At 69.3% G+C, this 23,819-nt stretch carries 26 protein-coding genes; 11 read left to right on the plus strand and 15 right to left on the minus strand.

Annotated elements, in window-relative coordinates; genetic code table 11:
- Window positions 1–5 precede the first annotated feature (5 nt).
- From HF024_RS17915 to HF024_RS17925, 3 genes are all read right to left on the minus strand, one after another.
- The gene (locus HF024_RS17915; RefSeq protein WP_168690490.1) at window positions 6–698 is read right to left on the minus strand and encodes a nucleotide exchange factor GrpE; all 693 of its coding nucleotides are present in this window, start codon (window positions 696–698) and stop codon (window positions 6–8) included.
- A gap of 2 nt (window positions 699–700) precedes the next feature.
- Entirely contained in the window at window positions 701–2,563 is a 1,863-nt protein-coding gene (gene dnaK / locus HF024_RS17920) for a molecular chaperone DnaK (RefSeq protein WP_168690491.1), read from the minus strand.
- Between the two features lie 203 nt (window positions 2,564–2,766).
- A complete protein-coding gene (locus HF024_RS17925; protein ID WP_168690492.1) occupies window positions 2,767–3,384 on the minus strand; it encodes a C39 family peptidase in 618 nt (205 codons plus the stop codon).
- 36 nt (window positions 3,385–3,420) lie between these two features.
- Here HF024_RS17925 and HF024_RS17930 point away from each other — a divergent pair, with 36 nt between their 5' ends.
- Window positions 3,421–4,161: a GTP pyrophosphokinase family protein gene (locus HF024_RS17930; protein ID WP_085368394.1), complete on the plus strand. Its 741-nt coding sequence runs from the start codon at window positions 3,421–3,423 to the stop codon at window positions 4,159–4,161.
- Window positions 4,162–4,173: 12 nt separating this feature from the next.
- Here the strand turns inward: HF024_RS17930 and HF024_RS17935 are convergent, their stop codons facing one another.
- On the minus strand, window positions 4,174–5,130 hold the full coding sequence (locus HF024_RS17935) for a hypothetical protein (RefSeq protein ID WP_168690493.1): 957 nt from the start codon (window positions 5,128–5,130) through the stop codon (window positions 4,174–4,176).
- A 135-nt stretch (window positions 5,131–5,265) separates the two neighbouring features.
- Here HF024_RS17935 and HF024_RS17940 point away from each other — a divergent pair, with 135 nt between their 5' ends.
- Together HF024_RS17940 and HF024_RS17945 are read left to right on the plus strand one after the other, a co-directional pair.
- Window positions 5,266–6,732: an MFS transporter gene (locus HF024_RS17940; protein WP_168690494.1), complete on the plus strand. Its 1,467-nt coding sequence runs from the start codon at window positions 5,266–5,268 to the stop codon at window positions 6,730–6,732.
- 122 nt (window positions 6,733–6,854) lie between these two features.
- Window positions 6,855–7,268: an NUDIX domain-containing protein gene (locus tag HF024_RS17945; protein ID WP_168690495.1), complete on the plus strand. Its 414-nt coding sequence runs from the start codon at window positions 6,855–6,857 to the stop codon at window positions 7,266–7,268.
- 86 nt (window positions 7,269–7,354) lie between these two features.
- Here the strand turns inward: HF024_RS17945 and HF024_RS17950 are convergent, their stop codons facing one another.
- From HF024_RS17950 to HF024_RS17960, 3 genes are all read right to left on the minus strand, one after another.
- Window positions 7,355–8,563 carry a DUF6596 domain-containing protein gene (locus HF024_RS17950; protein WP_210724106.1) on the minus strand — a complete coding sequence of 403 codons (1,209 nt, stop codon included), beginning with the start codon at window positions 8,561–8,563 and terminating at the stop codon, window positions 7,355–7,357.
- Window positions 8,564–8,628: 65 nt separating this feature from the next.
- Window positions 8,629–9,048 carry a YciI family protein gene (locus tag HF024_RS17955; RefSeq protein WP_168690496.1) on the minus strand — a complete coding sequence of 140 codons (420 nt, stop codon included), beginning with the start codon at window positions 9,046–9,048 and terminating at the stop codon, window positions 8,629–8,631.
- 137 nt (window positions 9,049–9,185) lie between these two features.
- Entirely contained in the window at window positions 9,186–9,899 is a 714-nt protein-coding gene (locus HF024_RS17960; protein ID WP_168690497.1) for a MarR family winged helix-turn-helix transcriptional regulator, read from the minus strand.
- A gap of 61 nt (window positions 9,900–9,960) precedes the next feature.
- On the opposite strand from HF024_RS17960, the gene HF024_RS17965 reads away from it, so the two are divergent.
- The 3 genes from HF024_RS17965 (at window position 9,961) to HF024_RS17975 (ending at window position 11,983) form a co-directional block, all read left to right on the plus strand.
- Window positions 9,961–10,803, plus strand: a complete 843-nt coding sequence (locus HF024_RS17965) for a hypothetical protein (protein ID WP_168690498.1) — start codon at window positions 9,961–9,963, stop codon at window positions 10,801–10,803.
- A gap of 109 nt (window positions 10,804–10,912) precedes the next feature.
- On the plus strand, window positions 10,913–11,464 hold the full coding sequence (gene idi / locus HF024_RS17970) for an isopentenyl-diphosphate Delta-isomerase (RefSeq protein ID WP_168690499.1): 552 nt from the start codon (window positions 10,913–10,915) through the stop codon (window positions 11,462–11,464).
- A gap of 183 nt (window positions 11,465–11,647) precedes the next feature.
- A complete protein-coding gene (locus HF024_RS17975; protein ID WP_168690500.1) occupies window positions 11,648–11,983 on the plus strand; it encodes a hypothetical protein in 336 nt (111 codons plus the stop codon).
- Between the two features lie 18 nt (window positions 11,984–12,001).
- On the opposite strand, the gene trpS is transcribed toward HF024_RS17975, so the two are convergent.
- Window positions 12,002–13,054, minus strand: a complete 1,053-nt coding sequence (trpS, locus tag HF024_RS17980) for a tryptophan--tRNA ligase (protein ID WP_210723981.1) — start codon at window positions 13,052–13,054, stop codon at window positions 12,002–12,004.
- Between the two features lie 387 nt (window positions 13,055–13,441).
- On the opposite strand from trpS, the gene HF024_RS17985 reads away from it, so the two are divergent.
- Window positions 13,442–14,305, plus strand: a complete 864-nt coding sequence (locus HF024_RS17985) for an NAD(P)H-binding protein (RefSeq protein ID WP_168690501.1) — start codon at window positions 13,442–13,444, stop codon at window positions 14,303–14,305.
- On the opposite strand, the gene HF024_RS17990 is transcribed toward HF024_RS17985, so the two are convergent.
- From HF024_RS17990 to HF024_RS18010, 5 genes are all read right to left on the minus strand, one after another.
- On the minus strand, window positions 14,260–15,081 hold the full coding sequence (locus HF024_RS17990) for a M55 family metallopeptidase (protein ID WP_168690502.1): 822 nt from the start codon (window positions 15,079–15,081) through the stop codon (window positions 14,260–14,262). The two genes, HF024_RS17985 and HF024_RS17990, sit on opposite strands and share 46 nt — an antisense overlap.
- Before the next feature lie 59 nt (window positions 15,082–15,140).
- Window positions 15,141–16,115: an alpha/beta hydrolase gene (locus HF024_RS17995; protein WP_168690973.1), complete on the minus strand. Its 975-nt coding sequence runs from the start codon at window positions 16,113–16,115 to the stop codon at window positions 15,141–15,143.
- Between the two features lie 99 nt (window positions 16,116–16,214).
- A complete protein-coding gene (locus tag HF024_RS18000) occupies window positions 16,215–16,742 on the minus strand; it encodes a hypothetical protein (protein WP_168690503.1) in 528 nt (175 codons plus the stop codon).
- A 34-nt stretch (window positions 16,743–16,776) separates the two neighbouring features.
- A complete protein-coding gene (dcd, locus tag HF024_RS18005) occupies window positions 16,777–17,382 on the minus strand; it encodes a dCTP deaminase (RefSeq protein ID WP_085368246.1) in 606 nt (201 codons plus the stop codon).
- Between the two features lie 53 nt (window positions 17,383–17,435).
- A complete protein-coding gene (locus HF024_RS18010) occupies window positions 17,436–18,338 on the minus strand; it encodes a helix-turn-helix transcriptional regulator (RefSeq protein WP_210723982.1) in 903 nt (300 codons plus the stop codon).
- Between the two features lie 102 nt (window positions 18,339–18,440).
- Between HF024_RS18010 and HF024_RS18015 the strand changes: the two genes are divergently transcribed.
- The 4 genes from HF024_RS18015 to HF024_RS18030 are packed head-to-tail and all read left to right on the plus strand — an operon-like array spanning window position 18,441 to window position 21,512.
- Window positions 18,441–19,703: a multidrug effflux MFS transporter gene (locus HF024_RS18015; protein ID WP_168690504.1), complete on the plus strand. Its 1,263-nt coding sequence runs from the start codon at window positions 18,441–18,443 to the stop codon at window positions 19,701–19,703.
- On the plus strand, window positions 19,691–20,722 hold the full coding sequence (locus HF024_RS18020; protein ID WP_168690505.1) for a zinc-dependent alcohol dehydrogenase family protein: 1,032 nt from the start codon (window positions 19,691–19,693) through the stop codon (window positions 20,720–20,722). The genes HF024_RS18015 and HF024_RS18020 overlap by 13 nt, the downstream gene beginning before the upstream one ends.
- Window positions 20,719–21,126, plus strand: coding sequence for a cupin domain-containing protein (locus tag HF024_RS18025; protein ID WP_168690506.1), 408 nt, complete (start codon window positions 20,719–20,721; stop codon window positions 21,124–21,126). The genes HF024_RS18020 and HF024_RS18025 overlap by 4 nt, the downstream gene beginning before the upstream one ends.
- A complete protein-coding gene (locus HF024_RS18030; protein WP_210723983.1) occupies window positions 21,123–21,512 on the plus strand; it encodes a carboxymuconolactone decarboxylase family protein in 390 nt (129 codons plus the stop codon). The genes HF024_RS18025 and HF024_RS18030 overlap by 4 nt, the downstream gene beginning before the upstream one ends.
- A gap of 2 nt (window positions 21,513–21,514) precedes the next feature.
- Here the strand turns inward: HF024_RS18030 and HF024_RS18035 are convergent, their stop codons facing one another.
- Window positions 21,515–21,931 carry a hypothetical protein gene (locus tag HF024_RS18035; protein WP_247597186.1) on the minus strand — a complete coding sequence of 139 codons (417 nt, stop codon included), beginning with the start codon at window positions 21,929–21,931 and terminating at the stop codon, window positions 21,515–21,517.
- Window positions 21,932–22,077: 146 nt separating this feature from the next.
- The gene (locus HF024_RS18040; RefSeq protein WP_168690508.1) at window positions 22,078–23,739 is read right to left on the minus strand and encodes an FAD-dependent oxidoreductase; all 1,662 of its coding nucleotides are present in this window, start codon (window positions 23,737–23,739) and stop codon (window positions 22,078–22,080) included.
- Window positions 23,740–23,819: the final 80 nt, after the last annotated feature.

Below are 23,819 nucleotides of genomic sequence, written 5' to 3' on the forward strand. Positions count from 1 at the left end.
GGAGCCTAGGCCGGAACCGCGACGACGACCTTGGCCACCCGCACCGTGGTGGAGCCGAGCTTGTAGCCCGTCTCGACCACGTCCGCGACGGTGTCGACCGTCACGCCGGGGGTCGGCTGCTGGAAGATCGCCTCGTGGATCTGCGGGTCGAACGGGTCGCCCTTCTCGCCGTACGGCGTGAGGCCGAGTCGCTCAGCGGTGGTCCGGAGCTTGGCCGCGATGGTCGAGAACGCGCTGCCCTCTTCGAGGTCGCCGTGCTTCTCGGCACGGTCGAGGTCGTCGAGCACGGGAAGAAGGCTCTTCACCGTGTCGCCGACCGCGCGCTCGCGCTCGATCTCGCGGTTGGACTCTGTCCGCTTGCGGTAGTTCGCGTACTCCGCGGTGACCCGCTGGAGGTCGGCGAGCCGTTCGGCCGCGAGCTGGTCCGCCGTCGACTGGCCGCTCAGCACGTCCAGGTCTTCGTCGGAGAGGAAGGACCCGAGGCCCTCGCCGTCGGCCGGGCCGACATCGACGAGTTCCTCGTGGGCGAGGTCGGGGGCGTCGTTTCCGGCGTCCCCGCCCTCCTGGCCGTCCTGGCCGTCCTGGCCCGCCGGCTGCCGAACCTTGCCGGTCTCGGGGTCGATCCTCCGCTTGTCGCGGACTACCGGCTCCTCGCGCTCAGGGTCTTCGCCCTGCCCGTTGGGGTTCTGGTCCGACATGCTTACTTCTTCTCCTCGTCTTCGACGACCTCTGCGTCGATGACATCCTCGTCCGAGTTCTCCTCGGCGGGCTGGTCACCCGCAGGAGCCTGCTCACCGGCGCCCGCGTCGGCCTGAGCGGACGAGTAGATCGCCTCTCCGAGCTTCTGCTGGCTCGCGTTGAGCTTGTCGTACGCGGTCTTGACAGCGTCCTCGTCGTCGCCCGCGAGTGCGGTCTTCAACGCGTCGACGTCGCCCTGGACCTCGTTCTTGACGTCTTCGGGGAGCTTGTCCTCGTTGTCCTTGATCAGCTTCTCGATCGAGTATGCGAGCTGCTCGGCCGTGTTGCGGGTCTCGGCGGTCTCACGACGCTTCTTGTCCTCGGCCGCGTGCTCCTCGGCCTCGCGCACCATGCGCTCGATGTCGTCCTTCGGCAGCGAGGAACCGCCGGTGATCGTCATCGACTGCTCCTTGCCGGTGCCCTTGTCCTTGGCGGACACGTGCACGATGCCGTTGGCGTCGATGTCGAAGGTCACCTCGACCTGCGGGATGCCACGGGGTGCCGGGGCGATGCCGGTGAGCTCGAAGGTGCCGAGCGGCTTGTTGTCGCGGGTGAACTCACGCTCGCCCTGGAAGACCTGGATGGCGACGGACGGCTGGTTGTCGTCCGCGGTCGTGAAGGTCTCGCTGCGCTTGGTCGGGATCGCGGTGTTGCGGTCGATCAGCTTCGTCATGATGCCGCCCTTGGTCTCGATTCCGAGGCTCAGGGGGGTCACGTCGATGAGCAGGACGTCCTTGCGCTCGCCCTTCAGGACGCCGGCCTGGAGTGCGGCGCCGACGGCGACGACCTCATCCGGGTTCACGCCCTTGTTGGGCTCCTTGCCGCCGGTCTCCTGCTTCACGAGCTCGCTCACGGCGGGCATGCGGGTGGAACCACCGACGAGCACGACGTGCGAGATGTCGGACACCTTGATGCCGGCCTCACGGATGACGTCCTGGAACGGCTTCTTGGTGCGGTCGAGGAGGTCGCTGGTCATCTGCTCGAACTGGGCGCGGGTGAGCGTCTCGTCGAGATTGGCCGGGCCGTTCTCCGTCAGCGACAGGTACGGCAGCTGGATGCTCGTCGACATGCTCGACGAGAGCTCCTTCTTGGCCTGCTCAGCGGCTTCCTTCAGACGCTGCAGGGCGATCTTGTCCTTCGAGACGTCGACACCGGTCGAGTCCTTGAAGCGCTTGATCAGCCACTCGACGATGCGCTGGTCCCAGTCGTCTCCACCGAGGCGGTTGTCACCGGCGGTCGCGCGGACCTGGATGGTCGAGAAGTCGTCGTCCTTGCCCACCTCGAGGAGGGAGACGTCGAAGGTTCCACCACCGAGGTCGAAGACCAGGATGAGCTCGTCTTCCTTGCCCTTGTCGAGGCCGTACGCGAGTGCGGCTGCGGTGGGCTCGTTGATGATGCGGAGCACGTTGAGGCCCGCGATCTCACCGGCCTCCTTGGTGGCCTGACGCTCGGCGTCGTTGAAGTACGCGGGGACGGTGATGACGGCGTCCGTCACGGTGTCTCCGAGGTACTGCTCCGCGTCCCTCTTGAGCTTGGCGAGGATGCGGGCCGAGATCTCCTGCGGCGTGTACTTCTTGTCGTCGATCTCGACCGTCCAGTCGGTGCCCATGTGGCGCTTGACCGACGCGATGGTGCGGTCGACGTTGGTCACGGCCTGGCGCTTGGCGGTCTCGCCGACGAGCACCTCGCCGTCCTTCGTGAACGCGACGACCGACGGGGTGGTGCGGAAACCCTCCGCGTTGGCGATGACGGTGGGCTCGCCACCCTCGAGGACGGCGACGACCGAGTTCGTGGTTCCGAGGTCGATTCCTACTGCACGTGACATATGTGCTGTTCTCCTTTTGTTGCTGGATGTTCGGTTGTAAAAGCTGGGGGTCAAGAGTTGAGTCCCGACGGCTCAAGTGTCGCATCCGCGGGGGAGACTGTCAAGCTGCGAGCTCTAAACTTGAGCACACTAGACTCAACTTTGGCGAGAGGGGTTTCATTCCCGGAATCGGCGGGAAGAACGGCGCATCCAGCCGTGAATGCTCAGTCGCGGAGGAGCATCCCGCGCCCGGCGTAGAAGCGCTCGAACTCATCGACGGGCAGGGATGCGTCCGCCGCCGTCCGCCCGATGCCGGACGGATTGTGGAACGACACGGTCTCCCCGTCGAAGCCGTGCACGAGCACGAGGTGGCCGCCGACCCGCTCGTTGGGCCGGTCCGGGTAGCGGATCTCGGGCGCGACAGACGCGATGGCCACGACGCCGGGCGCCACCGCCGAGAAGTGCTCGCGCGCGGTCACCCCCTCGACGACCTCGCCGTCCAGGCCGAACTCGTCGGCGATCCAGGAGAGGAAGGGGCGGTAGTAGAGGCCGCGGACGGTGTGCTCCTCCGGGACGAGCGCCCCCGCATCCATCGCCCCGTCGATCAGCTCGCGCATCGTCGCGTCGGCGGCGGACGGCCGCCACACCCTCACAACGGAACGGAGGCAGGCCAGGCCGCAGACGTTGCGCGCCCAGTAGCGGTACTCGTCGGCGGTCGCGTACCCGTCGAGCATCCAGTCGTGGAAGGCCGCCGGGTCCTCGCCGCGGACGATCAGCGCCTCGTTGCAGCGCGGGTCGCCCCACTGCGACTCGTACGGGAACGACGAAGCCCGCGGATTCACACCGCCTCCACAAGGACCGTCGATAGCGTGCTGTACATGGTTCCGGAGTCCTTTCACGTCGATCACAACGGCCCGCTGCTGTCGTCCAGGGCCATCGAGGCTCTGCAGAACATCGACCCGGCGACTCTGGATGAGGTGCAGGCGTTCAACACGGACTTCGCGCGGTTCATCATGCCCTACAAGTTCGGCATCGACGAGATCTCCACCAAGGTGTCGATCCTCCGCGAAGAGTTCGCCGAGCTGCACGACTACAACCCGATCGAGCACATCAACAGCAGGCTCAAGTCGGCGGAGAGCATCGAGCAGAAGATCGTCCGCAAAGAGTGCGAGCCGTCATTCGACGCGATCAGGGAGGCGATCACCGACATCGCGGGCATCCGGATCGTCTGCAGCTTCGTCTCCGACGTCTACCACGTGTTCGAGTTGCTCTCCGCGCAGGCGGACGTGAACGTGCTGCGGGTGAAGGACTACATCGCGCACCCGAAGCCCAACGGCTACAAGAGCCTGCACGCGATCGTCGAGGTCCCGGTGTTCCTGTCCGGCGGGCCGATCGCGGTGCCCGTCGAGGTGCAGATCCGCACGGTCGCGATGGACTTCTGGGCGAGCCTCGAACACAAGATCTACTACAAGTACGACGGCGAGGTGCCGGATGAGCTGCTGCGCGACCTCACCGACGCCGCCGTGAAGGCGAACCAGCTCGACATCACGATGGAGAGCCTGCACCGCCAGGTGCGCAACCACGGCGGCAACCAGTACACGCTGCCGATCGCGATCTAGGCCGCCCGCGGGTCAGTATCCGACGACGCCGGTGAAGTCCGGGGAACCGTCTGCGCGAGCAGGGAGCGGCTGGCCGCTGATGTAGCGCGGCCACTCCAGCCGCAGCCCGGCGGCGGCGTCGAGGCGCGGGTATGCAGCGGTCGGCGGCACCGGGTGCGGGGTGGTGGATGCGGCGGGTGCTGCTGGTGCTGCGGGCGCAGGTGCGGGTGCGCGAGCAGCGGGTGGCGCCGACGGGAACGCCTGCGGGGCGAAGGCCGGAGCAGGGGCGGGAGCGAACGCGGTCTGCTGCGGGGCCGCCTTCGGCCCGAACAGCGAGTACGTGAGCGGGATCAGGATCGTGCCCAGCGCATCCAGGATCGCCACCACCGCCAGCAGCCGCCAGTACGTCTCGCCGAAGTCCACCGCCGGCAGCGCAAGCGGCAGCGAGAGGCCGAGCGTCAGCGCACCCACCAGCAGCAGGGTCACAACGGTCACGTTGCTCATCACGGGGCCCGTGAACCGGCGCTGTGTGTTCAGCACCAGGTGGATGTGCAGCAGGCCGAGCCTGGTCACCGCCACCAGCGCGAACCAGGCGAACGGCTCCCACCACGGGCGGTAGGCGAACGGATCGTACGGTCCGCCCGCGACCGGCACCCAGATCTTCGCCAGCCCGGCCATCAGCAGGTAGGCGGACGTGATCACGCTGACCACCCCGAACCAGGGAGCGCGCCGGGCGGAGACGTCCGCGTCGTACCAGGACACCAGCGAGAAGAAGACGAGCAGCGCGATGGTGCCGATGAGCCGCCAGCAGGTCTCGTCGAACCGGCCGATGACGACCGCGTACACGCCGACCAGCGCGGCGGCGATGAGCGCGCCGATCACGATGCGGGGCAGCAGATGCCGCACCCAGCCGTACTGTCGAACCTCGTGCGCCGTAGCGGTCATTCCAGCCTCCCGTGCCTCGTATGCCGCTCCGGACATATTGCGCATCCGGAGCACCTTCGGCCGCGAGCCTACCGGCGTCCGGACGACAGCGGGAACCGTGCGCGCACGGATCATCGGCACCGGGCGCGCCACGGCGTCCCGGTTCACCCTCCGGCAACCGCGAACCCATACGCTGAGCACATGAGCACTCCCCCGAGCGCGAACGGCAGCGACGCCGAGCGCGGCAAGCAGCCGGCGCCCGTGAACACCGACGCCCTGGTCACCTCGACCTCTCCGCTGTTCGTGGACAGTTCGGCCGAGCGGCGCATCCCGCGTCGTCAAGTGGTGTCGTGGGCGCTGTGGGACTGGGGCGGCGCGGCGTTCAACGCGGTCATCACCACATTCGTGTTCACCGTCTATCTGACCGGCAGCCTGTTCGTCGACCCCGCCCTCGTCGTCGCCCGGGATGCGGAGACCGACCTCAAAGGACCGGCCCACGCCGCCGTCACCGCGGCAGAGGCCCCGCTGTCGAGCGGGCTCGGCTGGGGGCTCGCCATCGCGGGCATCGTGGTCGCCCTGATCGCGCCGGTGCTCGGGCAGCGCACCGACGGGTCCGGCAGGCGCAAGCTGTGGCTCGGCATCAACACCGGCGTGGTCGTGGTGATGACCGCGCTGATGTTCTTCGTGGTCGGCGAGCCGAGCTACTTCCTGTTCGGAGTGGTCCTGGTGGCCGTCGGCACGATCTTCTACGAGATCGCGACGGTCAACTACAACGCGATGCTGGTGCAGGTCTCCACGCCGAAGACGGTCGGCAGGGTCAGCGGCTTCGGCTGGGGCGCGGGATACCTGGGCGGCATCGTCCTGCTCCTCATCGTCTACTTCGGTCTCGTCACCGGCAACGACGACGGCACGGGCGGGATGCTCCACGTCACCGAGGATGCCGGCCTCAACATCCGGATCATCGCGCTGATCGCCGCCGCCTGGACGCTGATCTTCTCGCTGCCGGTGCTCATCGCCGTGCCGGAGATGCCGATCGGCTCCCGCCGTCCGCGCGTCGGGTTCTTCCAGTCGTACGGCGTGCTGGTGCGCGACATCGGGACGCTGTGGAAGGAGAGCAGGAACACGGTGCTCTTCCTGATCGCGTCCGCGCTGTTCCGCGATGGGCTGGTCGGGGTGTTCACGTTCGGCGGCATCCTCGCCCAAGGCACGTTCGGGTTCAGCAGCGGCGACGTCATCATCTTCGCCATCGCGGCCAACGTGGTCGCGGGCATCAGCACCTTCGTGTCCGGCCGGTTCGACGACCGGTTCGGCGCGAAACCGGTGATCGTCACCTCCCTGGTCGGCCTCGTGATCGCCGGGCTGGCGGTGTTCTTCGCGCACGACCTCGGCGCGACGGCGTTCTGGATCGGCGGCCTCGTTCTGTGCCTGTTCGTCGGGCCGGCGCAGTCGGCGAGCAGGACGTTCCTCGCGAGGGTCACGCCCGCCGGCCGCGAGGGCGAGGTGTTCGGGCTGTACGCGACCACTGGACGCGCCGTGTCGTTCCTCGCGCCGCTGCTGTTCGCGACGTTCGTCGCGGTCGGCGGCGCGCAGTACTGGGGCATCCTCGGGATCGTGCTGGTGCTGGCCGCGGGCCTCGCCCTCCTCATCCCGGTGCGCGCTACGAAGTAATCGAGTCCGAACTCGTTCACGCGACACGCCGCGCTGGGCGTGAACAACTTCGGACTCGATGGATGCGCGCGGGCGGGGAGGCGGGACGACGACGTGGGATGCAGCCGGGATACGCTCGAAGAATGCCGCACCCCGTGATCATCGTGTCCGCCGTCGCGTTCGTCAGGGAGGACGGGCACGTGCTCACGGTGCGCAAGCGGGGAACATCCCGGTTCATGCTGCCCGGCGGCAAGCCGGAGCCCGGCGAGTCCGCGGCTGAGGCCGCGGTGCGGGAGGTGCGCGAGGAGGTGGGCATCCGGCTTGCCATCGACGAACTCCGGCTGCTGGGCGCGTGGGAGGCCGACGCCGCGAACGAACCGGGCCACACGCTCGACGCGACGGTGTACGCGGCCGACCTCACGGGCGTGCCGGTGGCCGCGGCGGAGATCGCCGAGCTGCGCTGGTCGGACCCGGCCGACCCGCTGGGCGACCTCGCCCCGCTCCTCCGCGACCGCGTCATCCCCGCGCTCGCGCTGCTCCCCGACGATCGAGTCTGAAGTTATGCACGCTCGGCGCGGCGTGTCGCGTGCATAAGTCCGGACTCGATGGCTTGGGGGGCCGGGCGGGAGCGGGGCGAGGGCGGTCAGGGGGCGCGGAGGGCGGTGAGCTTGCGGGAGAGGGCGGCGCGCTCGGGGGGTGATGGGCAGGCGGCGTGCGCCTCTTCGAGGGCGGCGATGGCCGCATCCCGTCGGCCGAGGCGCGTCAGCAACTCGCCTCTGGTGGCCGGAAGCAGGTAGGAGCCCGCGAGGTCGCCGCGCGCGACCATCGCGTCGACGAGAGCGAGGCCCGCTGCCGGGCCGTCGGACATGGCCACCGCGACCGCGCGGTTCAGCTCGATGACCGGCGACGGGGCCAGCCGACCGAGGGCCTCGTAGAGCAGCACGATGCGTTTCCAGTCGGTCTCCGCCACCGACGGCGCCACCGCGTGACACTCGGCGATCGCGGCCTGCAGACCGTACGCCCCGAGTCCGCGACCGGCGGATGCGGCGTGCGCGAGAGCTGCGCGACCACGGAGGATCGCCGCCTGATCCCACAGGCCCCTATCTTGGTCTTCGAGCAGGATCGGCTCGCCCCGCGCATCCATCCTGGCCGGAAAGCGCGCGGCGGTCAGCTCCATCAGCGCCAGCAGGCCGAACACCTCCGGCTCGGGGGCGAGGCGCACCAGCACCCGCGCCAGCCGCCTGGCCTCGTCGGCGAGGTCGGTGCGCATCCACGTCTGGCCAGTGGATGCGAACGAGCCCTCCGAGAACACCAGATAGACCACCTGCAGCACCGAGCCGAGGCGTTCGGCGCGCTCGTCGGGTTCCGGGATCGCGAACGGGACGCGCGCGGCGGCGATGGTCTTCTTCGCGCGGGTGATTCTGGCCTGGATGGTCGGAACCGGCACGAGGAACGCCCGCGCTATCTCCTCGCTCGTGAGGCCGCCGACGACCCGCAGCGTCAGCGCGATCCGCGCCTCCCGGGAGAGGACGGGGTGGCAGCTGACGAACATGAGCGCGAGCACGTCGTCGTCGATGGCGTCCGGAGCGAACAGGGCGTCGGCACCCGGCAGCTCCTCCTCCAGGTCGCGGGCGAGGAGCGCATACCGCTCATCGCGGGCCGCCCTCCTGCGGAACGAGTCGATCGCCCGGCGCCGCCCGACGGTCAACAGCCAGCCGGTCGGCTGCGCGGGGACGCCGTCGACCGCCCAGGAGACGAGCGCCTCTGCAAGCGCCTCCTGGGCAAGGTCTTCGGCCAGCGCGAAGTCGCCGGTGTAGCGCGCGAGGGCGCCGACGATGCGGGCTGACTCCATCCGCCACACCGCCTCGACCGCCGCGCGCGCCGGGGTGGGCGCCGGGGTGGGCGAGCCTGGCGTGCTCAGAGCTGCCCGGTCTGCTCGCGCCAGGCGCGTTCCTTCTGGATCCACTCGTTGTCCTGGGGGAACTCGTCGATCGACGGCACACGGCGGATCTCGATGATGCTGCCGGACGTCATCGGCGCCCGCTTCGCCCACTCGACGGCCTCCTGCACAGAGGCGACGTCGAGGATGTAGTAGCCGTTGAACAGCTCGCGCGTCTCCCCGTACGGACCGTCGGTGACCACCGGCGCCTCCCCGGTGAAGTCGACGACCACGCCCTCGCTCGGGTCGGCGAGACCCTCGGCGGCCAGCAGCACGCCGGCCCGGATGAGCTCGTCGTTGAACCGGCCCATCGCATCCAGGACCTCGGTGAAGTCGACGTTCGCGAAAGCCGCCGCAGCAGCCTCGGTGGGCCGCAGGATGAGCATGTACTTGGACATTGGGTGTTCTCCTTGATCTGAGGTCGCTCTTCGACCTTTGCACCCAGAGGTCGAACGGCGCGAGCCCCGATCGACATGAATGCGGGGAGATTTCGGAATTTCTTTTGCGCGCTGGGGTGGGAAGCGGGCGTCGGCGGTCAGTCGCGCGGCCACGCCCGCACGAACCGGGCGAACAGGTCCGCGAACTCCCGCGCCTCTTGCGGCGTGAACGTCGCGAGGGCCTGCTCCACCGCCGAGCGCCGGTGGGTGCGCACCTCGCCGATCTGCTTGCGTCCCGCGGCGGTCAACTGGATGAGGGTGCGCCGCGCATCCGCCGGATCGGTGACCCTGCTGACGAGTCCGCGATCGACCGCCTCCTGCACGAGCCTGCTCGCGCGCGGTTGGTCGACGCCGATGGCGGGCGCGAGGGTGCTGATCGAGTACGTCGTGCCGTCTCGCTCGGCCGCTTCGAGCACGTCGAGCATCCGGAAGCGGGCGGCGCGTCCGAGTGAGCCGTCGGGGCGGCCGCGGCGTCCGGGACCCGGACGACCGGAGTCGCCGAACGCGGGGAAGCCGGGGAAGGGGCCTGCGCCAGTACCCGGCTCCTGATCGCCACCACCGTGTTCGCCATGTTCACCGTGGTCGTGCGTGCGCGGGTCGTGGTGGTCGCCGTGGCCGCCCCAGCCCGGGCTGCCGTGGGCGCTGCGGCCGAAGCCGTCCTGCCACGGCGGGCGTCCGGGCATCCCGTGGCTGGGCGGGCCTCCGTGCATCCGACGCCGCGACTGGTCGTGGCGCACGGCCATCAGCGACTGCTCGACGAGCGCGACGATGTCCGCATCCTGCGAATCGGATTCGGGGGCTTGACCATCCATTTCCATGTATGTAATCATACACCTGCTTGTAACAGTACATGCAATAGGAAAGGGTTCGACAATGAACACCCACACGAATTCACACACCACCCCGCCGGCCTACTGGTTCGGCGTCATCGAGCACGAGCTCCGCCACCGGATGCGCGACGAGCTCTCCGACTTCGACCTCCGCCGCGGAAGCTGGCGCATCCTCAGCACGATCGCCGACGGCGCCACCAGCGTCGACGAGGTCGCCGCTGCCCTCCCGCCCCGCCGTGGACGGGCAGGCCGAGACAACCGAGGCAGCAGAGGCCGCATGCCGTTCGGCGGCACGCGCGGCTGGAACGGCCGCGGCGAGTCCCGGCGGGACAGCGACGGGCACGGACGCTTCGGCGACCACCCCCGATTCGCCTCCGACAGCGAGCGCGCCGCCTTCTGGGAGGAACGCCGTCAGCGCTTCGAGGAGCTGCGCGCACAGCGCCACGGGGAGCACCCGCACCGTCCCGGCCCGTTCGCCGATGGCCACCCGCGCCCGCACGACCACAACGGCGAGCACCCTCACGGTGACCACCACCCGCACGGGGAGCACCCGCACGCTCACGGCGAGCACCCCCACCACCACGACCACCCCCGCAAGCACCACTCCCCCGCCTCCCGCGTCGAGTCGACCATCGCCGATTTCGCGGAGCGCGGATGGGTCACCCTGTCCGGCGAGCGCAACGAGCGCGTCGAGCTGACCGAGGCCGGGCGTGCGGCGTACGAGTCGGCGCTGGCGCGCATCCAGGGAGTCCGGGATGCGGTGACCGCCGGCATCGCGGAGGAGGACTACACGACCACGCTCCAAACGCTCGAAGCGATGGCCCGCAACCTCGGCTGGCGCGAGCGCCCCGCCCAGGACGGTCAGCCGTCCGACGCGGCGGAGTGAGCACCGTGACCACGCGGGCGCGCCCCGGTTCCCCAGGGACCGGGGCGCGTTCGCGTTCCGCCGTGCGGCGGGGGCGAGTGCCCGCGTCCTGATCGGCGAGAATGGATGCATGACCGCATCCCGCGAAGAGGTCGTCCTGCTCGCCGACGACGGCACCCCGATCGGGGTCGCCGACAAAGCGACCGTCCACACCACGGACACGCCCCTGCATCTGGCGTTCTCGTGCCACCTGTTCGACGGCGATGGACGCATCCTGGTCACCAGGCGGGCGCTGAGCAAACTGACCTGGCCCGGCGTGTGGACGAACTCGTTCTGCGGGCATCCGGCCCCCGGCGAAGACTTCGAGGACGCCATCGCGCGCCGTGCTGGTCAGGAGCTGGGCGCCGCGATCGACAACCTGGTGGTGGCCCTCCCCGATTTCCGCTACCGGGCAGTGGATGCGGCGAGCATCGTCGAGTACGAGGTGTGCCCGGTGTACACGGCCACGATCTCCGGCGAGCTTGCTCCGGAGCCGAGTGAGGTGGCGGAGTGGCGCTGGGTGGACCCGCGCGTGCTGCTCGACGCCGTCGAGGCGACGCCCTGGGCGTTCAGCCCGTGGCTCACACTGCAGCTTCCCGCGCTGTACGCCGATACGAGCATCGAGGCGTCCGACCTGATCTGAGCCGGCCGAACAATGAAATGAACTCATTATTTCCACCTGTGTAATTCACTGTGGATAACTAGCTCGCCGTATTCCCCACGGGACATGCATCCCACCCCCGGCGGCGCCGGAAACGGTGGCCGGAATCGGCTACCGTTCGGGCGCGAATCGTCTCGTGGCGAGCCTCGCGCATCCCCTAGCGTCGTGTCCACGACAGCATCGAGCGGGACGGGGGTACCAGTGATGGCGGACGACGACGAGCGCAATTCCGTCTCGTTCTATCTGCGATCGTCCGTGCGCCAGCGCTCGCGCGCGGCCTTCGAGGCGACCAAGCACCACGAATCCGACCGGAGCTGGTCCGACCTGATGGAGAAGGCGCTCGTCGCTGAGCTGGAACGCCGCGAAGCGCTCTACAACGACGGGCGACCATACCTCGGCGGACCTGAGCGGCTGACTCCCGGCCGCCGCCCGCGCAGCGAGATCGCGTCAGCCGGCGAGCAGGGCGAGCACGGCGAGACAGGTGCCGCCGTCGCTCAGTAGGGCACGTCCGTCGCTCGGCTATCGCGCGTTCGCGTACCCCATGTCCATGTGATCGCGGACTTCCGCGAGTGTGCTGTCTGCGATGACGTTCGCCCGCTCGTTGCCACTCCGGAGAACGTCGCTGACGACGGTGGGGTCCGATTCCAGCTCGGCACGTCGACGCCGATGGGCGGCGAGGAAGTCGTTCACCGAATCGGTCGTGAGTTGCTTGAGCATCACGCTCCCGCGGTCGCCGATCTTCTCGGCGATCTGCTCGGGCGTGGTGCCGCGACAGAGCGCTGCGGTCGACAGTAGTCCGGAGACGCCGGGGCGCCGCTCCGGGTCGTACGTGATGACGCGTTCGCCATCGGTGCGGGTGCGTCGGATCGCGTCCGCCGTCTCGTCTGCGGTCATCGACAGCGCGATCGCATTGCCATAGCTCTTCGACATCTTCCGGCCGTCGAGTCCCGGGATTTCCGGCGCATCCGTGACCATCGCTTCCGGCTCGGGAAAGACCTGGCCGTAGCGGTCGTTGAAGCGGCGGGCGATCGTGCGCGTCAGCTCGATGTGCGGCAGGTTGTCTTTGCCGACCGGCACCAGGTTGCCTTTGCAGAACAGGATGTCGGCCGCTTGATGCACCGGGTAGGTGAGCAGCAGGCCGCTCAGCGCGCGTCCGGATGCGGCACGTTCCGCCTTCACCGTCGGGTTGCGGCGCAGCTCCGCCTCGGTGACGAGGCTGAGGAACGGCAGCATCAGCTGGTTCAGTGCTGGGACGGCCGAGTGAGTGAAGATCGTCGTCGTGGTCGGGTCGAGCCCGGCCGCGAGGTAGTCCAGGACAGCGGACCTGACGCTGTCGGCGACATGGGCAGAGGTGTCGCGGTCGGTGATGACCTGATAGTCCGCGAGGATCACGAACGTCTCAACGCCGAGAGCCTGGAGCCGCACGCGTTCTCGAATGGTTCCGAAGTAGTGTCCGAGGTGCAGCTTCCCCGTCGGTCGCTCCCCGGTGAGGACACGGAACGCACCCGGATCGGCAGCGATCCGGTCTTCCAGATCGGGCATGCGTGAGCGAGTGGCGGCGAACGAGTCCATGGCGATTCCCTTCCGATGAGGGGCCGCACGGGGAAGAGTTTCCGCGGATCTCGCGGGCTGCCGTGCAGCCCGCGAACATGCGTCAAGCGGCTGCTAGTGCAGCCACCACCACGAAGAGTGCATTGAGCGCATGCCAGAAGCCTACGACCATTCGCGCGCACGCCGGTCAACGTGATGCCGTCCGGATCCGAGGTGGTGCGTGTGAACGCTCTCGGTCTACAGTGAGGCGAATGCTCATTCGTCGTGTTGCCTAACTCGCATCCACTCTCGCCGCAGTAGTCCGCTACGCCGTCCAGGGATGGCGATTTTGTGCGCCTTCGAGGGCGAGCCCGCCTTCGGGTTCCCGCTTGATCCGACCCACACAAAATCTCTCGACTGGAGTAGGTAATGACTGTTTTTCTTGTGACCGGAGTGACGGGCAACCTCGGGGGCGCTGCACTGCGCAGCCTGCTCGAACGCGCCCCCACGTCGGAGGTGCGCGTCCTCGTCCGCACCGACCGGGCCGCAGCTGATTTCGCGGCTCGCGGCCTCGCTGCCCACATCGGGGACTACTCGGATGCCGCGTCCCTGGACGCCGCCTTCACCGGGGCGGACCGTGCCATCGTCATTTCGAGCCCGGTGCTGGACCCGTCAGTGCGGGTCATGCAGCACCGCACTGTCATCGAGTCGGCTGTGGCCGCCGGGGTGCGTCACGTGGTCTACACGAGCGGAATCGGAGCGCGGTACGACCCCGGCCACTCCGCCGCCGAGGACGCGCTCACCGAGAGCGGTGTCCATCACGCGATTCTCCGGAACGCGCTGTACACGGATGCGTTCGTCGAGCGCGCCATCGCCCAGGCCGGCGCCGATGGGCTGATCACGTCGGCGAGCACGGGGCAGAGCCTGACAACCGCAGCGATCGCCGACCTGGGCGAAGCTGCCGCAGCGGCCTCCTTCACCATGCCGAAGAAGACTCTGTGGGAGCTTCGCGGCCCCCGGTGGGATTTCAACGACCTCGCAGCGGCACTGACGGTGGCTCTCGGGAGACCGATCAGCCACGAGGACGTCGACGACGCAGACACCGGACCCTTCGCCGTTCTCTTTCCGCTCATCCGGCGCGGCGTGTTCGGCCTCGAGACCCCCGACCTCGCCGAGCTCTTGGGCCGCGCACCAGCCGACATCCGCGTCGTCGTGAGGGAGATGGCCACGCGCTCAGCGGATGCTTCTCACGCGATTCCCGCGAGGTCGGCGATGACACCCACCAGGCCGTAGCTCTCCGGGAGGCCGAGGCCGGAGAATCCGAGCGTGCAGGGTCCGCGGCGTTCCATGCCCGGGATGAGCAGAGCACGCTCGGTCATCTCCGGCCGGCGCACATCCACCTCCAGGTCGACGGGCCCGGCGAATCGTGGGGGCCGCACGGATGCGCGGGCTGCGAGAGCCTCCGGCACGGCCTGCTCGATGCGCTCGCTGGCGACGGCCGGGTGAAGGTTCTCGGCGGCATGACCTCCGCGAGCCCATTTGACGATCACCGCCCGGATGCCCGGAGCGACCTCCTCGGCTTCGGCGGCCACCGTGTCGTCGCCGCTGACCAGCACCGGAACGGCGCCGTAGTGCGCTGCCAGTGCTGCGCTCAGGCCAATTTCGCCTAGGGCCGTCCCGTCGATGCGCACGGACGAGATGACCGCACCGCTGATCGTGTGTGCCAGGACCGAGTCGGCGGTGCCGGCCCGGCCGTGGTAGCCGATCAGGCACACCGCATCCACTGCACTGTCGATGCCGGTCAGCATGTCGTGCGGGCGGGGAGTGCCGCGAACCAGTCGCGCTCGTCTGTCGAGCCGTTGCGGCAGGATGTTCCGGTACTTCGCGTGGGCGTCGCACACCAGCACTTCAGCGTCCTGATCGAAGGCGAGCACCCCGCGGACGGCCGCGCTGGCTTCGTCGGTCATCCACTCCCTTGCCAGCGCCCACTCCGGGGAGCCCGGTGCGATGTCGGCGCGGTCGACCACCCCGGCGATGCCTTCCATGTCCACAGAGATCAGAACTCGCATCACCGCATCATAGGACGGACGCCGACGAGGTCGGTGGGCTCACCGTGCGTCACGGAGGCTCAGTGAGCTTTGACTCTGTCCAGGAAGGCAATGGTCGACTGCAGGGCTGAGCGCGCCTTCGCGAAGTCGAGGTGGAACTGGTACTCGTGTGGCAGGGCGGGCGACTCGTCGGCCGGGTAGAAGACGCTCGTCACATCCACTCCGAGCCCTTCGAGCTTCTTCGCGAGCGGCTTCGACTGGCTGTCGGTGAGCGGGTCGGCGTTGCCGCCGGAGATCCACGTGGTCGGGAAGTCGGCGGTCACGTCCTCGATCGTGGACATGTCGCGGCCGCCCGGGGTCTTCGACCAGTCCTTCTCGCCGAGGTACGACCAGAGCGCGATGCGGAAGCCCCAGCCGCCGATGCCGGGGGCGTCCGGGATGCCGCGCACGTCGTAGATCCCGCAGTTGAGGATGACGGCCTTGAGCTGCTTCGCGGTCAGCGTCGGGGTGACGCCGACGCGCTCGGCGTATGCCGGGTTGGTGACGATGGTGGCGAGCTGCGCCGTGTACTGCGAACCGGCGGAGTCGCCGGCGATCACGATGCTGTTCGGGTCGATGTTGTACTCGGCCGCGTGCTCGACGAGGAAGCCGAGGGCGTCGTTGAGCTGGTTCAGTGCCGTGGGGTACGTGGTCTCCGGCGAGATCGTGTAGTTGAGGGAGACCGTGGTGTAGCCGTGCGAGGCGAGGATCTGGATGTACGGGTCCACGTTGGACTTGTCGCCGGAGATCCAGGCGCCGCCGTGGATCCAGACCACCGTGGTCAACGGGGTGGATGCGCCGGTGGGCGTGAACACGTCCAGCGAGGTGTCGGATCCGGCGTCCCCGTACGCGATGTCGCGGTGCGCATCCACCCCGGACTTCGGGACGTACGGTTCCATCTCCGCGACGGTGTCGGCGGCGCCCCGCTCGAACAGCGAGCGGATGAGCAGCGCAGACGGCCACGGGTTGAAGAACGCCACCACCAGGACAGTGACCACCGCGAGCCCCAGCGCCATGAACACGACCGCGACGACGCTGTCATACCAGCGTTTATGTATACGAGTCCCCACGGGATGACCCTATTGGATGCGCCGGATGCGCGGGATGCGCCCCGCTCAGCCCGTGCGGGTGGCGTCGATGTGCTGCTCCAGCCACCAGGTGCTGCCCTCGTCGTCGGACACCCAGCCGTCCCACGAGAACGAGTCAGCGGTGATCGCGCTGAAGTTCCAGCGGATCGGCCTGCCGTCGGTCTGGGTGCCGTCCTGGCGGATCCCGTCGCGGTGGTGGGCGCTCGCGACGAGCGTGCAGAAGTCACCGGCGACCGCGCCGAACCAGCTCACCCGCCACAGCCCGAGCACCGGGTCGTAGACGCGGATCGTGGTGCCCTTCGCCTCCGTCATCGACGGGTCGGACGCTGCCGGGGCGACCAGCACATCCTGAACGGCTCGGCCGCCGAGCGTGTACGCGAACAGCCAGTCGGTCGTGAACTCCGACCACGCGCCCGACTCCTCGTCGAGGAAGCGGCACTCCGCCCGCCAGCTGCCGACCAGTTGGCCGAACAGCTGCATCCTCTGCGGGCGGACGGGCGTCGGGCCTGCCGCCACGAGTGCCCGCGCGAACGCTGCGTCTGTCGTCTCGCTCATGGTTCTGCCCTCCGGGAGGATGGGACGGACGCGATCAACCGGCGGTGCGACCCGCCTCTGTCGTGGACACGTCCGTGCGGTGGAAGTTGAGGAACGAACGCGACGCCGTCGGGCCGCGCTGGCCCTGGTATCGCGAGCTGTACTCGCTCGACCCGTACGGCTTCTCGGCCGCGGAGGTGAGCCGGAAGAAGCACATCTGCCCGATCTTCATGCCGGGCCAGAGCTTGATCGGCAGGGTGGCCACGTTGCTCAGTTCGAGCGTGACGTGCCCGGAGAATCCCGGGTCGATGAAGCCCGCGGTGGAGTGCGTGAGCAGGCCGAGGCGACCGAGCGAGCTCTTGCCCTCGAGCCGGGCGGCGACGTCGTCCGGAAGCGAGACCAGCTCGAAGGTGGAGCCGAGCACGAACTCACCGGGGTGCAGGATGAACGGCTGGTCAGCATCCACTTCGACCAGCCTGGTCAGCTCGGGCTGATCCTCTGCCGGGTCGATGAAGGGGTACTTGTGGTTGTCGAACAGCCGGAAGAAGCGGTCGAGGCGCACATCGACGCTCGACGGCTGCACCATCGACACGTCGAACGGTTCGAGAGCGATACGGCCGGAGCCGAGCTCGGCCTTGATGTCGCGGTCTGAGAGAAGCACGGGATCAGCCTACCGGGATGCGCGTGGCGCGCAGAGGGAAACCGGGCGCGGGGTCAGCGGCCGGCGTCGGCGGACGCATCGGCAGCATCCACCGCGGCGTCCGGGTGCTCGGCGGCCCACGAGGCGAGCAGCCGCAGCCGCTCGGCCGACGGAGAGCCGGGCTCCGCCGTGTAGACGAGGAGCACATGGCCCGGCTCCGCCGTCACCGCGAACTCCTCGAAGGCGAGGGTCAGCTCGCCGACGACCGGATGGTGGAAGCGTTTCGTGCCTGCACCGTGCGTGCGGACGTTGTGCGCACCCCACAGCCGACGGAACGTCTCGCTCTGCGTCGAGAGCTCGCCGACGAGATCCTGCATCGCCCTGTTGTGCGGATCCCTGCCCGCCTCTGCGCGCATCATGGCGACGCACATGTCGGCGAACAGGTCCCAGTCCGGATAGAAGTCGCGGGACACGGGATCGAGGAACTGGAACCTGGCGAGGTTCGGCGTCCGCCCTCCGTCGCCGATCAGCGGCGAGTAGAACGCCCGCCCGAGAGCGTTGAACGCGATCACGTCCGACTGGGCGTTGCGCACGACCGCGACACCGTCCGTGAACGCCTCCAGCGCCCAGTGCAGGCTCGGACGCGCAGCCGGACTCGTGCCCGACCGCCTGCGCTGGCGCCCGGAGAGGGGGATGCCGTCTGCCGCACGAGCGAGGTCGAAAAGGTGCGCCCGCTCGGTGTCGTCGAGCTGCAGCGCCCGCGCCACGGCGTCGAGGACCGCAGCCGACGCCCCCGCGATGACCCCGCGCTCAAGCTTGGCGTAGTACTCCACGCTCACGTCCGCGAGCATCGCCACTTCCGAGCGGCGCAGTCCGGCCACCCTGCGCCCGGTTCCAGCAGGAAGCCCCGCCTGCTCCGGCGCGAGCTTCGCCCTGCGCGACATGAGGAACTCACGCACCTCGTCTCGATTGTCCATGCAGTCGAGGGTAGGCCAGGATCCGGTCGGGACGGGTGCCCTGCCAGTACACCTCTCGTCAGAGACTCCCTCGCGCCGCACGACGGGAGTGTGCTTGATGTCGTGACAGCTTCTCTCCCGACCATTTCCCGGGTTCCGGCAGGACGCGGACTCGCCACGCTTCTGCTGGTGCTGACCGTCTTCGGCCCGATCTCGATGGACCTCTACCTTCCCGCCCTCCCCGCTCTCACCACCGAGCTGGCGGCGGCGACCTCCACGGCGCAGCTTACCGTCACGGCCTGCCTGGTCGGGCTGGCGGCCGGGCAGCTGATCGCCGGGCCGCTGTCCGACCGGTTCGGGCGGCGGCGCCCCGCACTGATCGGCGTCGCGGCCTACGTGATCGTGTCGCTGCTCTGCGCGGTGAGTCCCACCGTCGAGACCCTCATCGCCGCCAGGCTGGTCCAGGGGATCGCCGGGGGCGTCGGCATCGTGATCGCGCAGGCAGCCGGGCGCGACGTGTACGACGGCGGCAGGCTCATCCGGTTCTACGGGCGACTGACGGTGGTCGGCGGGTTCGCCGCGATCGTCGGGCCGCTGCTCGGCGGGGCGCTGACCGCGGTGCTCGACTGGCGCGGGCTCTTCCTGGTGCTCGCCGCGATCGGCGCCGTCATCCTCGGCTGGGTCGCCCTCCGGCTGCCGGAGACGCTGCACCCGGATGCACGCACGGCGGCGGGCTTCTCCGTCATCGGCCGCGACCTGCGGCTGCTGTTCGCCGACCGCCGTTTCGTCGGCGCCGTGATCGCGCAGGGCTTCGTCTACGCAGCTCTGTTCGCGTATCTCAGCGGAGCGACCTACGTGCTGCAGGGCGTCTACGGCTTGTCCCCGCAGGGCTACGCGGCCGCCTTCGGGCTGAACTCGGCCGGGTTCATGGTCTTCGGGTATCTGGCCGGACGCGCCAGCGAGACGTGGAGCGTGCTGGGCACGTTGGTCACCGGCCTCGCGGTGGCCGGGCTCGGGGCCGCAGGGCTGCTGGTCGCCGGACTGGCGCACGTCCCGCTGATCGTGGTCGTCGTCTCGCTTTTCCTCCTGGCGGCGGGGACCGCGATCACCAGCCCGCCGTCGACGACCATCGCACTGGCGGACTACCCGCAGATCGCGGGGACCGCATCCTCTGTCCTGGGCGCTGCACGCTTCGCGTTCGGAGGCGTGGCCGCTCCGCTGGTCGGCGTCGCCGGCGCCCTGAGCATCCTGCCTCTCGGCCTGGTCACCTCGGTGTCGATCGTCCTGGCGATGGCCGCCGTGCTCGTCTTCCTCCTCCGTCCGGCGCGAGCGAGCGCCGGCATCACCCACCCCGCAACGGAAGGAACCCCAACATGCGTGGAGTAGTCATGTACGCACCCCGGGATGTGCGCGTCGAAGAGCGCGCGGACCCCACCATCCAGGAGCCGACGGATGCGATCATCCGCGTCTCCGCCGCCTGCATCTGCGGTTCAGACCTGTGGCCGTACCGCGGCACGGACGAGCTCACCGGCCCGACACCGATGGGGCACGAATACGTCGGAGTGGTCGAGCAGCTCGGCGACGACGTGAAGAACGTGAAGGTCGGGGACTTCGTGGTCGGGTCGTTCTTCGCCTCCGACAACACCTGCGAACTCTGCCGGGCGGGATACCAGTCCCACTGCATCCATCGGGTGCCGATGGGCACGCTCGGCACCCAGGCGGAACTCCTCCGGGTGCCGCTGGCGGACGGCACGCTCGTCGCCACCGCGACGGCTCCCACCCCGCGGCAGGTCCGCGGACTGCTCGCCGCCTCCGACGTGCTCGGCACCGGATGGTTCGCGGCCGTCGCTGCCGAGGCCGGTCCTGGGAAGACGGTCGCGGTCGTCGGTGACGGCGCGGTCGGCCTCCTCGGCGTGCTCGCGGCGAAGCAGCTCGGTGCCGACCGCATCATCGCGATGAGCCGCCACGCCGACCGGCAGGCGCTCGCTCGCCGCTTCGGAGCGACGGACATCGTCGAGGAGCGCTGGGACGACGGCGTCGCGAAGATCCAGGCACTCACCGACGGGCTCGGCGCGCACTCGGTCATCGAGGCCGTCGGCACCCAGGAGTCGATGATGCAGGCCATCCGGGCCACCCGGCCGGGCGGACACGTCGGCTACGTCGGCGTCTCGCACGGGGTGGAACTGCCCGGCGAAGAACTGTTCTTCTCCGGCGTGCACCTGCACGGCGGTCCCGCCCCGGTCCGCCGCTTCCTCCCCGAGCTGATCGGGTTGATCATGAATGACGACATCGACGCAGGAGCGGTCTTCGACCTCACCCTGCCGCTCGAGGAGGCGGCAGAGGGATACCGGGCGATGGATGAGCGCCGCGCCACCAAAGTGCTGCTGGAAACGGAGAACGCATGAACATCGAACCGACCATTTCCACCGTCAAGAATCCGCCGGAGCAGTTCGCCGGCGACGTCTGGGTCGACCCGATCGCCGCGCCGCACGAGGCGGACCAGCGGATGACCGCAGCCCTCGTGCGCTTCGCGCCGGGCGCCCGCACGGCCTGGCACTCGCACGCGAGAGGCCAGTACCTGCGGGTCACTGCCGGCGTCGCGCGCTTCGGCGACCGCGACGGCACCATCATCGAGGTGCATCCCGGCCAGACGCTCTACACGCCGCCCGGCCAGGACCACTGGCACGCCGCAGCCCCCGGATGCTTCATGGAGCACATCGCGCTGCTGGAGTCCGCGGACGACCCTGCAGACACCACCACCTGGAAAGAGCACATCACCGACGACGAGTACGAAGGACGGCGACCGTGAACGACGAGACGACCGGCTGGACCGGCGGCAAGCGCGCCTTCGGGGACTTCGCCCCCGGCATCGCCCACTACACCGACCGTGTGCTGTTCGACGAGGTGTGGGAGCGACAGGATCTCAGCAAGCGCGACCGCAGCCTGATCACCGTCGCCGCACTCGTGGCGGGCGGCAACGTCGACCAGCTGCGCTTCCACCTGCCGTTCGCCCGCGACAACGGGGTGACCCGGGATGAACTGGTCGAGGCGATCACGCACCTCGCGTTCTACTGCGGCTGGCCGAAGGCGATGACGGCGATGACGGTCGCGAAGGAGGTCTTCGGCGGCGACGATGCCTCGGCGGTGCGACGGCCGCTGGGTGACGGCGGACAGGTGACGGCGGCTGGGCGCTAGCGTCAGCGCCCGACCGCGATCCTCAGGATGGCGGCGATGCGCTCCTTGTCCGCGTCGTCCATGCTGGTGACGGCGAAGCCGACCGGCCACAGGTTGCCGTCGTCCAGCTTCGCCGCCTGCTGGAACTCGATGGTGGCGTAACGGATCTTGAACTTCGAGCCCGGCTTGAACGCGACGACCGTCTTGCCGTCCGCGTCGGCGTACGCGGGCATCCCGTACCAGGTCTTGGCGGCGAGCGACGTGTTCTCGGCGACGAGCGCGTGGAACGCCTCGGCGAGCTCCTTGTCCGCGCCGGTCATGGCGGCGATGGCGGCATCGCACGCCGCTGCGGCGTCTGCCCCCTCCTGCGCGGCCTTCTTCTCTGCGACGGCGGCCTTGATCGCGGCCTTCTCTTCTTTGCTGAACGTGGTGGTTGCCATGGTGTCTCCTCTGCCAGGGTTCCGGTGAACTGCCGCCAATCTACGACGGGGCCGGATGCGGCCGCTTCTCGAAACCTGCTCGATCCGTTCGGCGGGCGCGTCGGGCGTGCGGCGCGCATCCCGTGTCGTCGGAGGATATGGCGAGGTCACACCCCGGCGGGCTGCCGCACGCGCGTCGCCGCCCCGGCGGCCCAGGTGCGGTAGCCGCCGTCGAGGTTGACGACGTCGAACCCGTGCTGGGCGAGGATGCGGGCGGCGGTGTGACCGCGCTGGCCCACCTGGCAGTGCACGACGAGCGGCCCATCCGGAAGCTCGGCGAGCCGGGACCGCAGCTCGTCGACCGGGATGTTGAGCGCATCCGGGATCGCGCCGGCCGCGTGCTCGCCGGCCGTGCGCACGTCGATGAGCGTTGCTCCCGCGGCCACGGCATCCTCGAGTTCGTGCCACTGGATCGCGGCCGTGGCGCCAGTGCGCAGGTTGTCAGCGACGTAGCCGAGCTGGTTCACCGGGTCTTTGGCGGAGCCGAACTGCGGTGCGTACGCGAGCTCGAGCCGGGCGAGGCCGGAGGCGGTGATGCCACCCGCCACTGCCACCGCCAGGACGTCGATGCGCTTGTCGACACCATCGCCGCCGACGATCTGGGCGCCGAGGATCGCGTCGCTCTCCGGATCGACCAGCAGCTTCATCGACATCGACTGCGCGCCGGGATAGTAGGTCGCGTGCGACGCGGGATGCGTGTGGATGACCCGATGCGCGCGCCTGGCAGACACCAGCTGCCGCTCGCTCCAGCCGACCTTCGCCGCGACCGTGTCGAACACCTTCACGATGGCGGTGCCGAGCGCGGGCGTGTTCCGCTCCGGACGCCCGGCGATCACGTCGGCGACCGAGCGGCCGTGCCGGTTGGCGAGCCCGGCCATCGTGACCAGCGCCTCCCCGCCCGACAGCGCGTCGACCTTTTCGACGCCGTCGCCCACCGCGTAGATGTGCTGGTCGCTGGTGCGGTTGCTCTCGTCCACGGCGATCCCGCCGGTCGGGCCGAGCGTCAGCCCGGCCGTGCGCGCCAGGTCCACGCTCGGCACCACGCCGGACGCGTCGACGATGAAGTCGGGCCGCAGCACACTGCCGTCGTCGAGCACGACGACGCCATCCTGCACCGTGTCGATCGTGACCGAGGTGCGCACGTCGACGCCGTGGCTGCGCAGCTCGGCCTCCAGCTGCACCACCATCTCGGCGTCCAGCGGGGTCAGGATGTGCGGGCCGCGCTGGATGAGCGTGACGTGGATCCCGCGCCGCACCAGGTTCTCGACGGCCTCCAGGCCGATGAACCCGCCGCCGACCACCAGCGCGGAGGGGTCGCCTGCGCCGTCCTCCGCTGTTTCCAGCAGCGCGCCGATCGCGTCGACATCCTCCACGGTGCGCAGCGTGTGGGTGGGGATTCCGGGATGTCCCGCCGCCTCGCGCGCGGTCGCTCCGACGGCCAGAACCAGCTCGTCGTACGCCTCGGTCGAGGTCTCCCCCGACGCGTGATCGAGGACCGTCACCGTGCGGGCTGCGGCGTCGATGAAGAGGACCTCATGGCCGGTCCGCACATCCAGCCGGAACCGGGATGCGAGAGACTGCGGCGTCTGCAGCAGCAGCGCCGACCGGTCACTGATCACGCCGCCGACGTAGTACGGGAGGCCGCAGTTCGCGTACGAGACGTACGGGCCACGCTCGAAGACCACGATCTCGCGCTGCTCATCGAGCCGACGCAGCCGGGTCGCTGCCGACATGCCTCCGGCGACGCCGCCGATGATGACGGTTCTCATTCCTGTCTGCCTCCTCGGGCGGTTTGGTATACCCTCCCGGGTATCGTACGATACGGAGGGGGGTATACGAAATCGCCCCT

Origin of the sequence: Leifsonia sp. PS1209 (assembly GCF_012317045.1) — a bacterium.
Taxonomy (GTDB): Bacteria; Actinomycetota; Actinomycetes; order Actinomycetales; family Microbacteriaceae; genus Leifsonia.

Excerpts from the sequence above, each read along its gene's own strand:
- HF024_RS17915 (WP_168690490.1), bottom strand. The coding sequence starts at position 698 with ATGTCGGACCAGAACCCCAACGGGCAGGGCGAAGACCCTGAGCGCGAG.
- dnaK (WP_168690491.1), bottom strand. The coding sequence starts at position 2,563 with ATGTCACGTGCAGTAGGAATCGACCTCGGAACCACGAACTCGGTCGTC.
- HF024_RS17930 (WP_085368394.1), top strand. The coding sequence starts at position 3,421 with ATGGTTCCGGAGTCCTTTCACGTCGATCACAACGGCCCGCTGCTGTCG.
- HF024_RS17935 (WP_168690493.1), bottom strand. The coding sequence starts at position 5,130 with ATGCGCAATATGTCCGGAGCGGCATACGAGGCACGGGAGGCTGGAATG.
- HF024_RS17940 (WP_168690494.1), top strand. The coding sequence starts at position 5,266 with ATGAGCACTCCCCCGAGCGCGAACGGCAGCGACGCCGAGCGCGGCAAG.
- HF024_RS17945 (WP_168690495.1), top strand. The coding sequence starts at position 6,855 with ATGCCGCACCCCGTGATCATCGTGTCCGCCGTCGCGTTCGTCAGGGAG.
- HF024_RS17950 (WP_210724106.1), bottom strand. The coding sequence starts at position 8,563 with ATGGAGTCAGCCCGCATCGTCGGCGCCCTCGCGCGCTACACCGGCGAC.
- HF024_RS17955 (WP_168690496.1), bottom strand. The coding sequence starts at position 9,048 with ATGTCCAAGTACATGCTCATCCTGCGGCCCACCGAGGCTGCTGCGGCG.
- HF024_RS17960 (WP_168690497.1), bottom strand. The coding sequence starts at position 9,899 with ATGGATGGTCAAGCCCCCGAATCCGATTCGCAGGATGCGGACATCGTC.
- HF024_RS17965 (WP_168690498.1), top strand. The coding sequence starts at position 9,961 with ATGAACACCCACACGAATTCACACACCACCCCGCCGGCCTACTGGTTC.
- idi (WP_168690499.1), top strand. The coding sequence starts at position 10,913 with ATGACCGCATCCCGCGAAGAGGTCGTCCTGCTCGCCGACGACGGCACC.
- trpS (WP_210723981.1), bottom strand. The coding sequence starts at position 13,054 with ATGGACTCGTTCGCCGCCACTCGCTCACGCATGCCCGATCTGGAAGAC.
- HF024_RS17985 (WP_168690501.1), top strand. The coding sequence starts at position 13,442 with ATGACTGTTTTTCTTGTGACCGGAGTGACGGGCAACCTCGGGGGCGCT.
- HF024_RS17990 (WP_168690502.1), bottom strand. The coding sequence starts at position 15,081 with ATGCGAGTTCTGATCTCTGTGGACATGGAAGGCATCGCCGGGGTGGTC.
- HF024_RS17995 (WP_168690973.1), bottom strand. The coding sequence starts at position 16,115 with ATGGCGCTGGGGCTCGCGGTGGTCACTGTCCTGGTGGTGGCGTTCTTC.
- HF024_RS18000 (WP_168690503.1), bottom strand. The coding sequence starts at position 16,742 with ATGAGCGAGACGACAGACGCAGCGTTCGCGCGGGCACTCGTGGCGGCA.
- HF024_RS18010 (WP_210723982.1), bottom strand. The coding sequence starts at position 18,338 with ATGGACAATCGAGACGAGGTGCGTGAGTTCCTCATGTCGCGCAGGGCG.
- HF024_RS18020 (WP_168690505.1), top strand. The coding sequence starts at position 19,691 with ATGCGTGGAGTAGTCATGTACGCACCCCGGGATGTGCGCGTCGAAGAG.
- HF024_RS18025 (WP_168690506.1), top strand. The coding sequence starts at position 20,719 with ATGAACATCGAACCGACCATTTCCACCGTCAAGAATCCGCCGGAGCAG.
- HF024_RS18035 (WP_247597186.1), bottom strand. The coding sequence starts at position 21,931 with ATGGCAACCACCACGTTCAGCAAAGAAGAGAAGGCCGCGATCAAGGCC.
- HF024_RS18040 (WP_168690508.1), bottom strand. The coding sequence starts at position 23,739 with ATGAGAACCGTCATCATCGGCGGCGTCGCCGGAGGCATGTCGGCAGCG.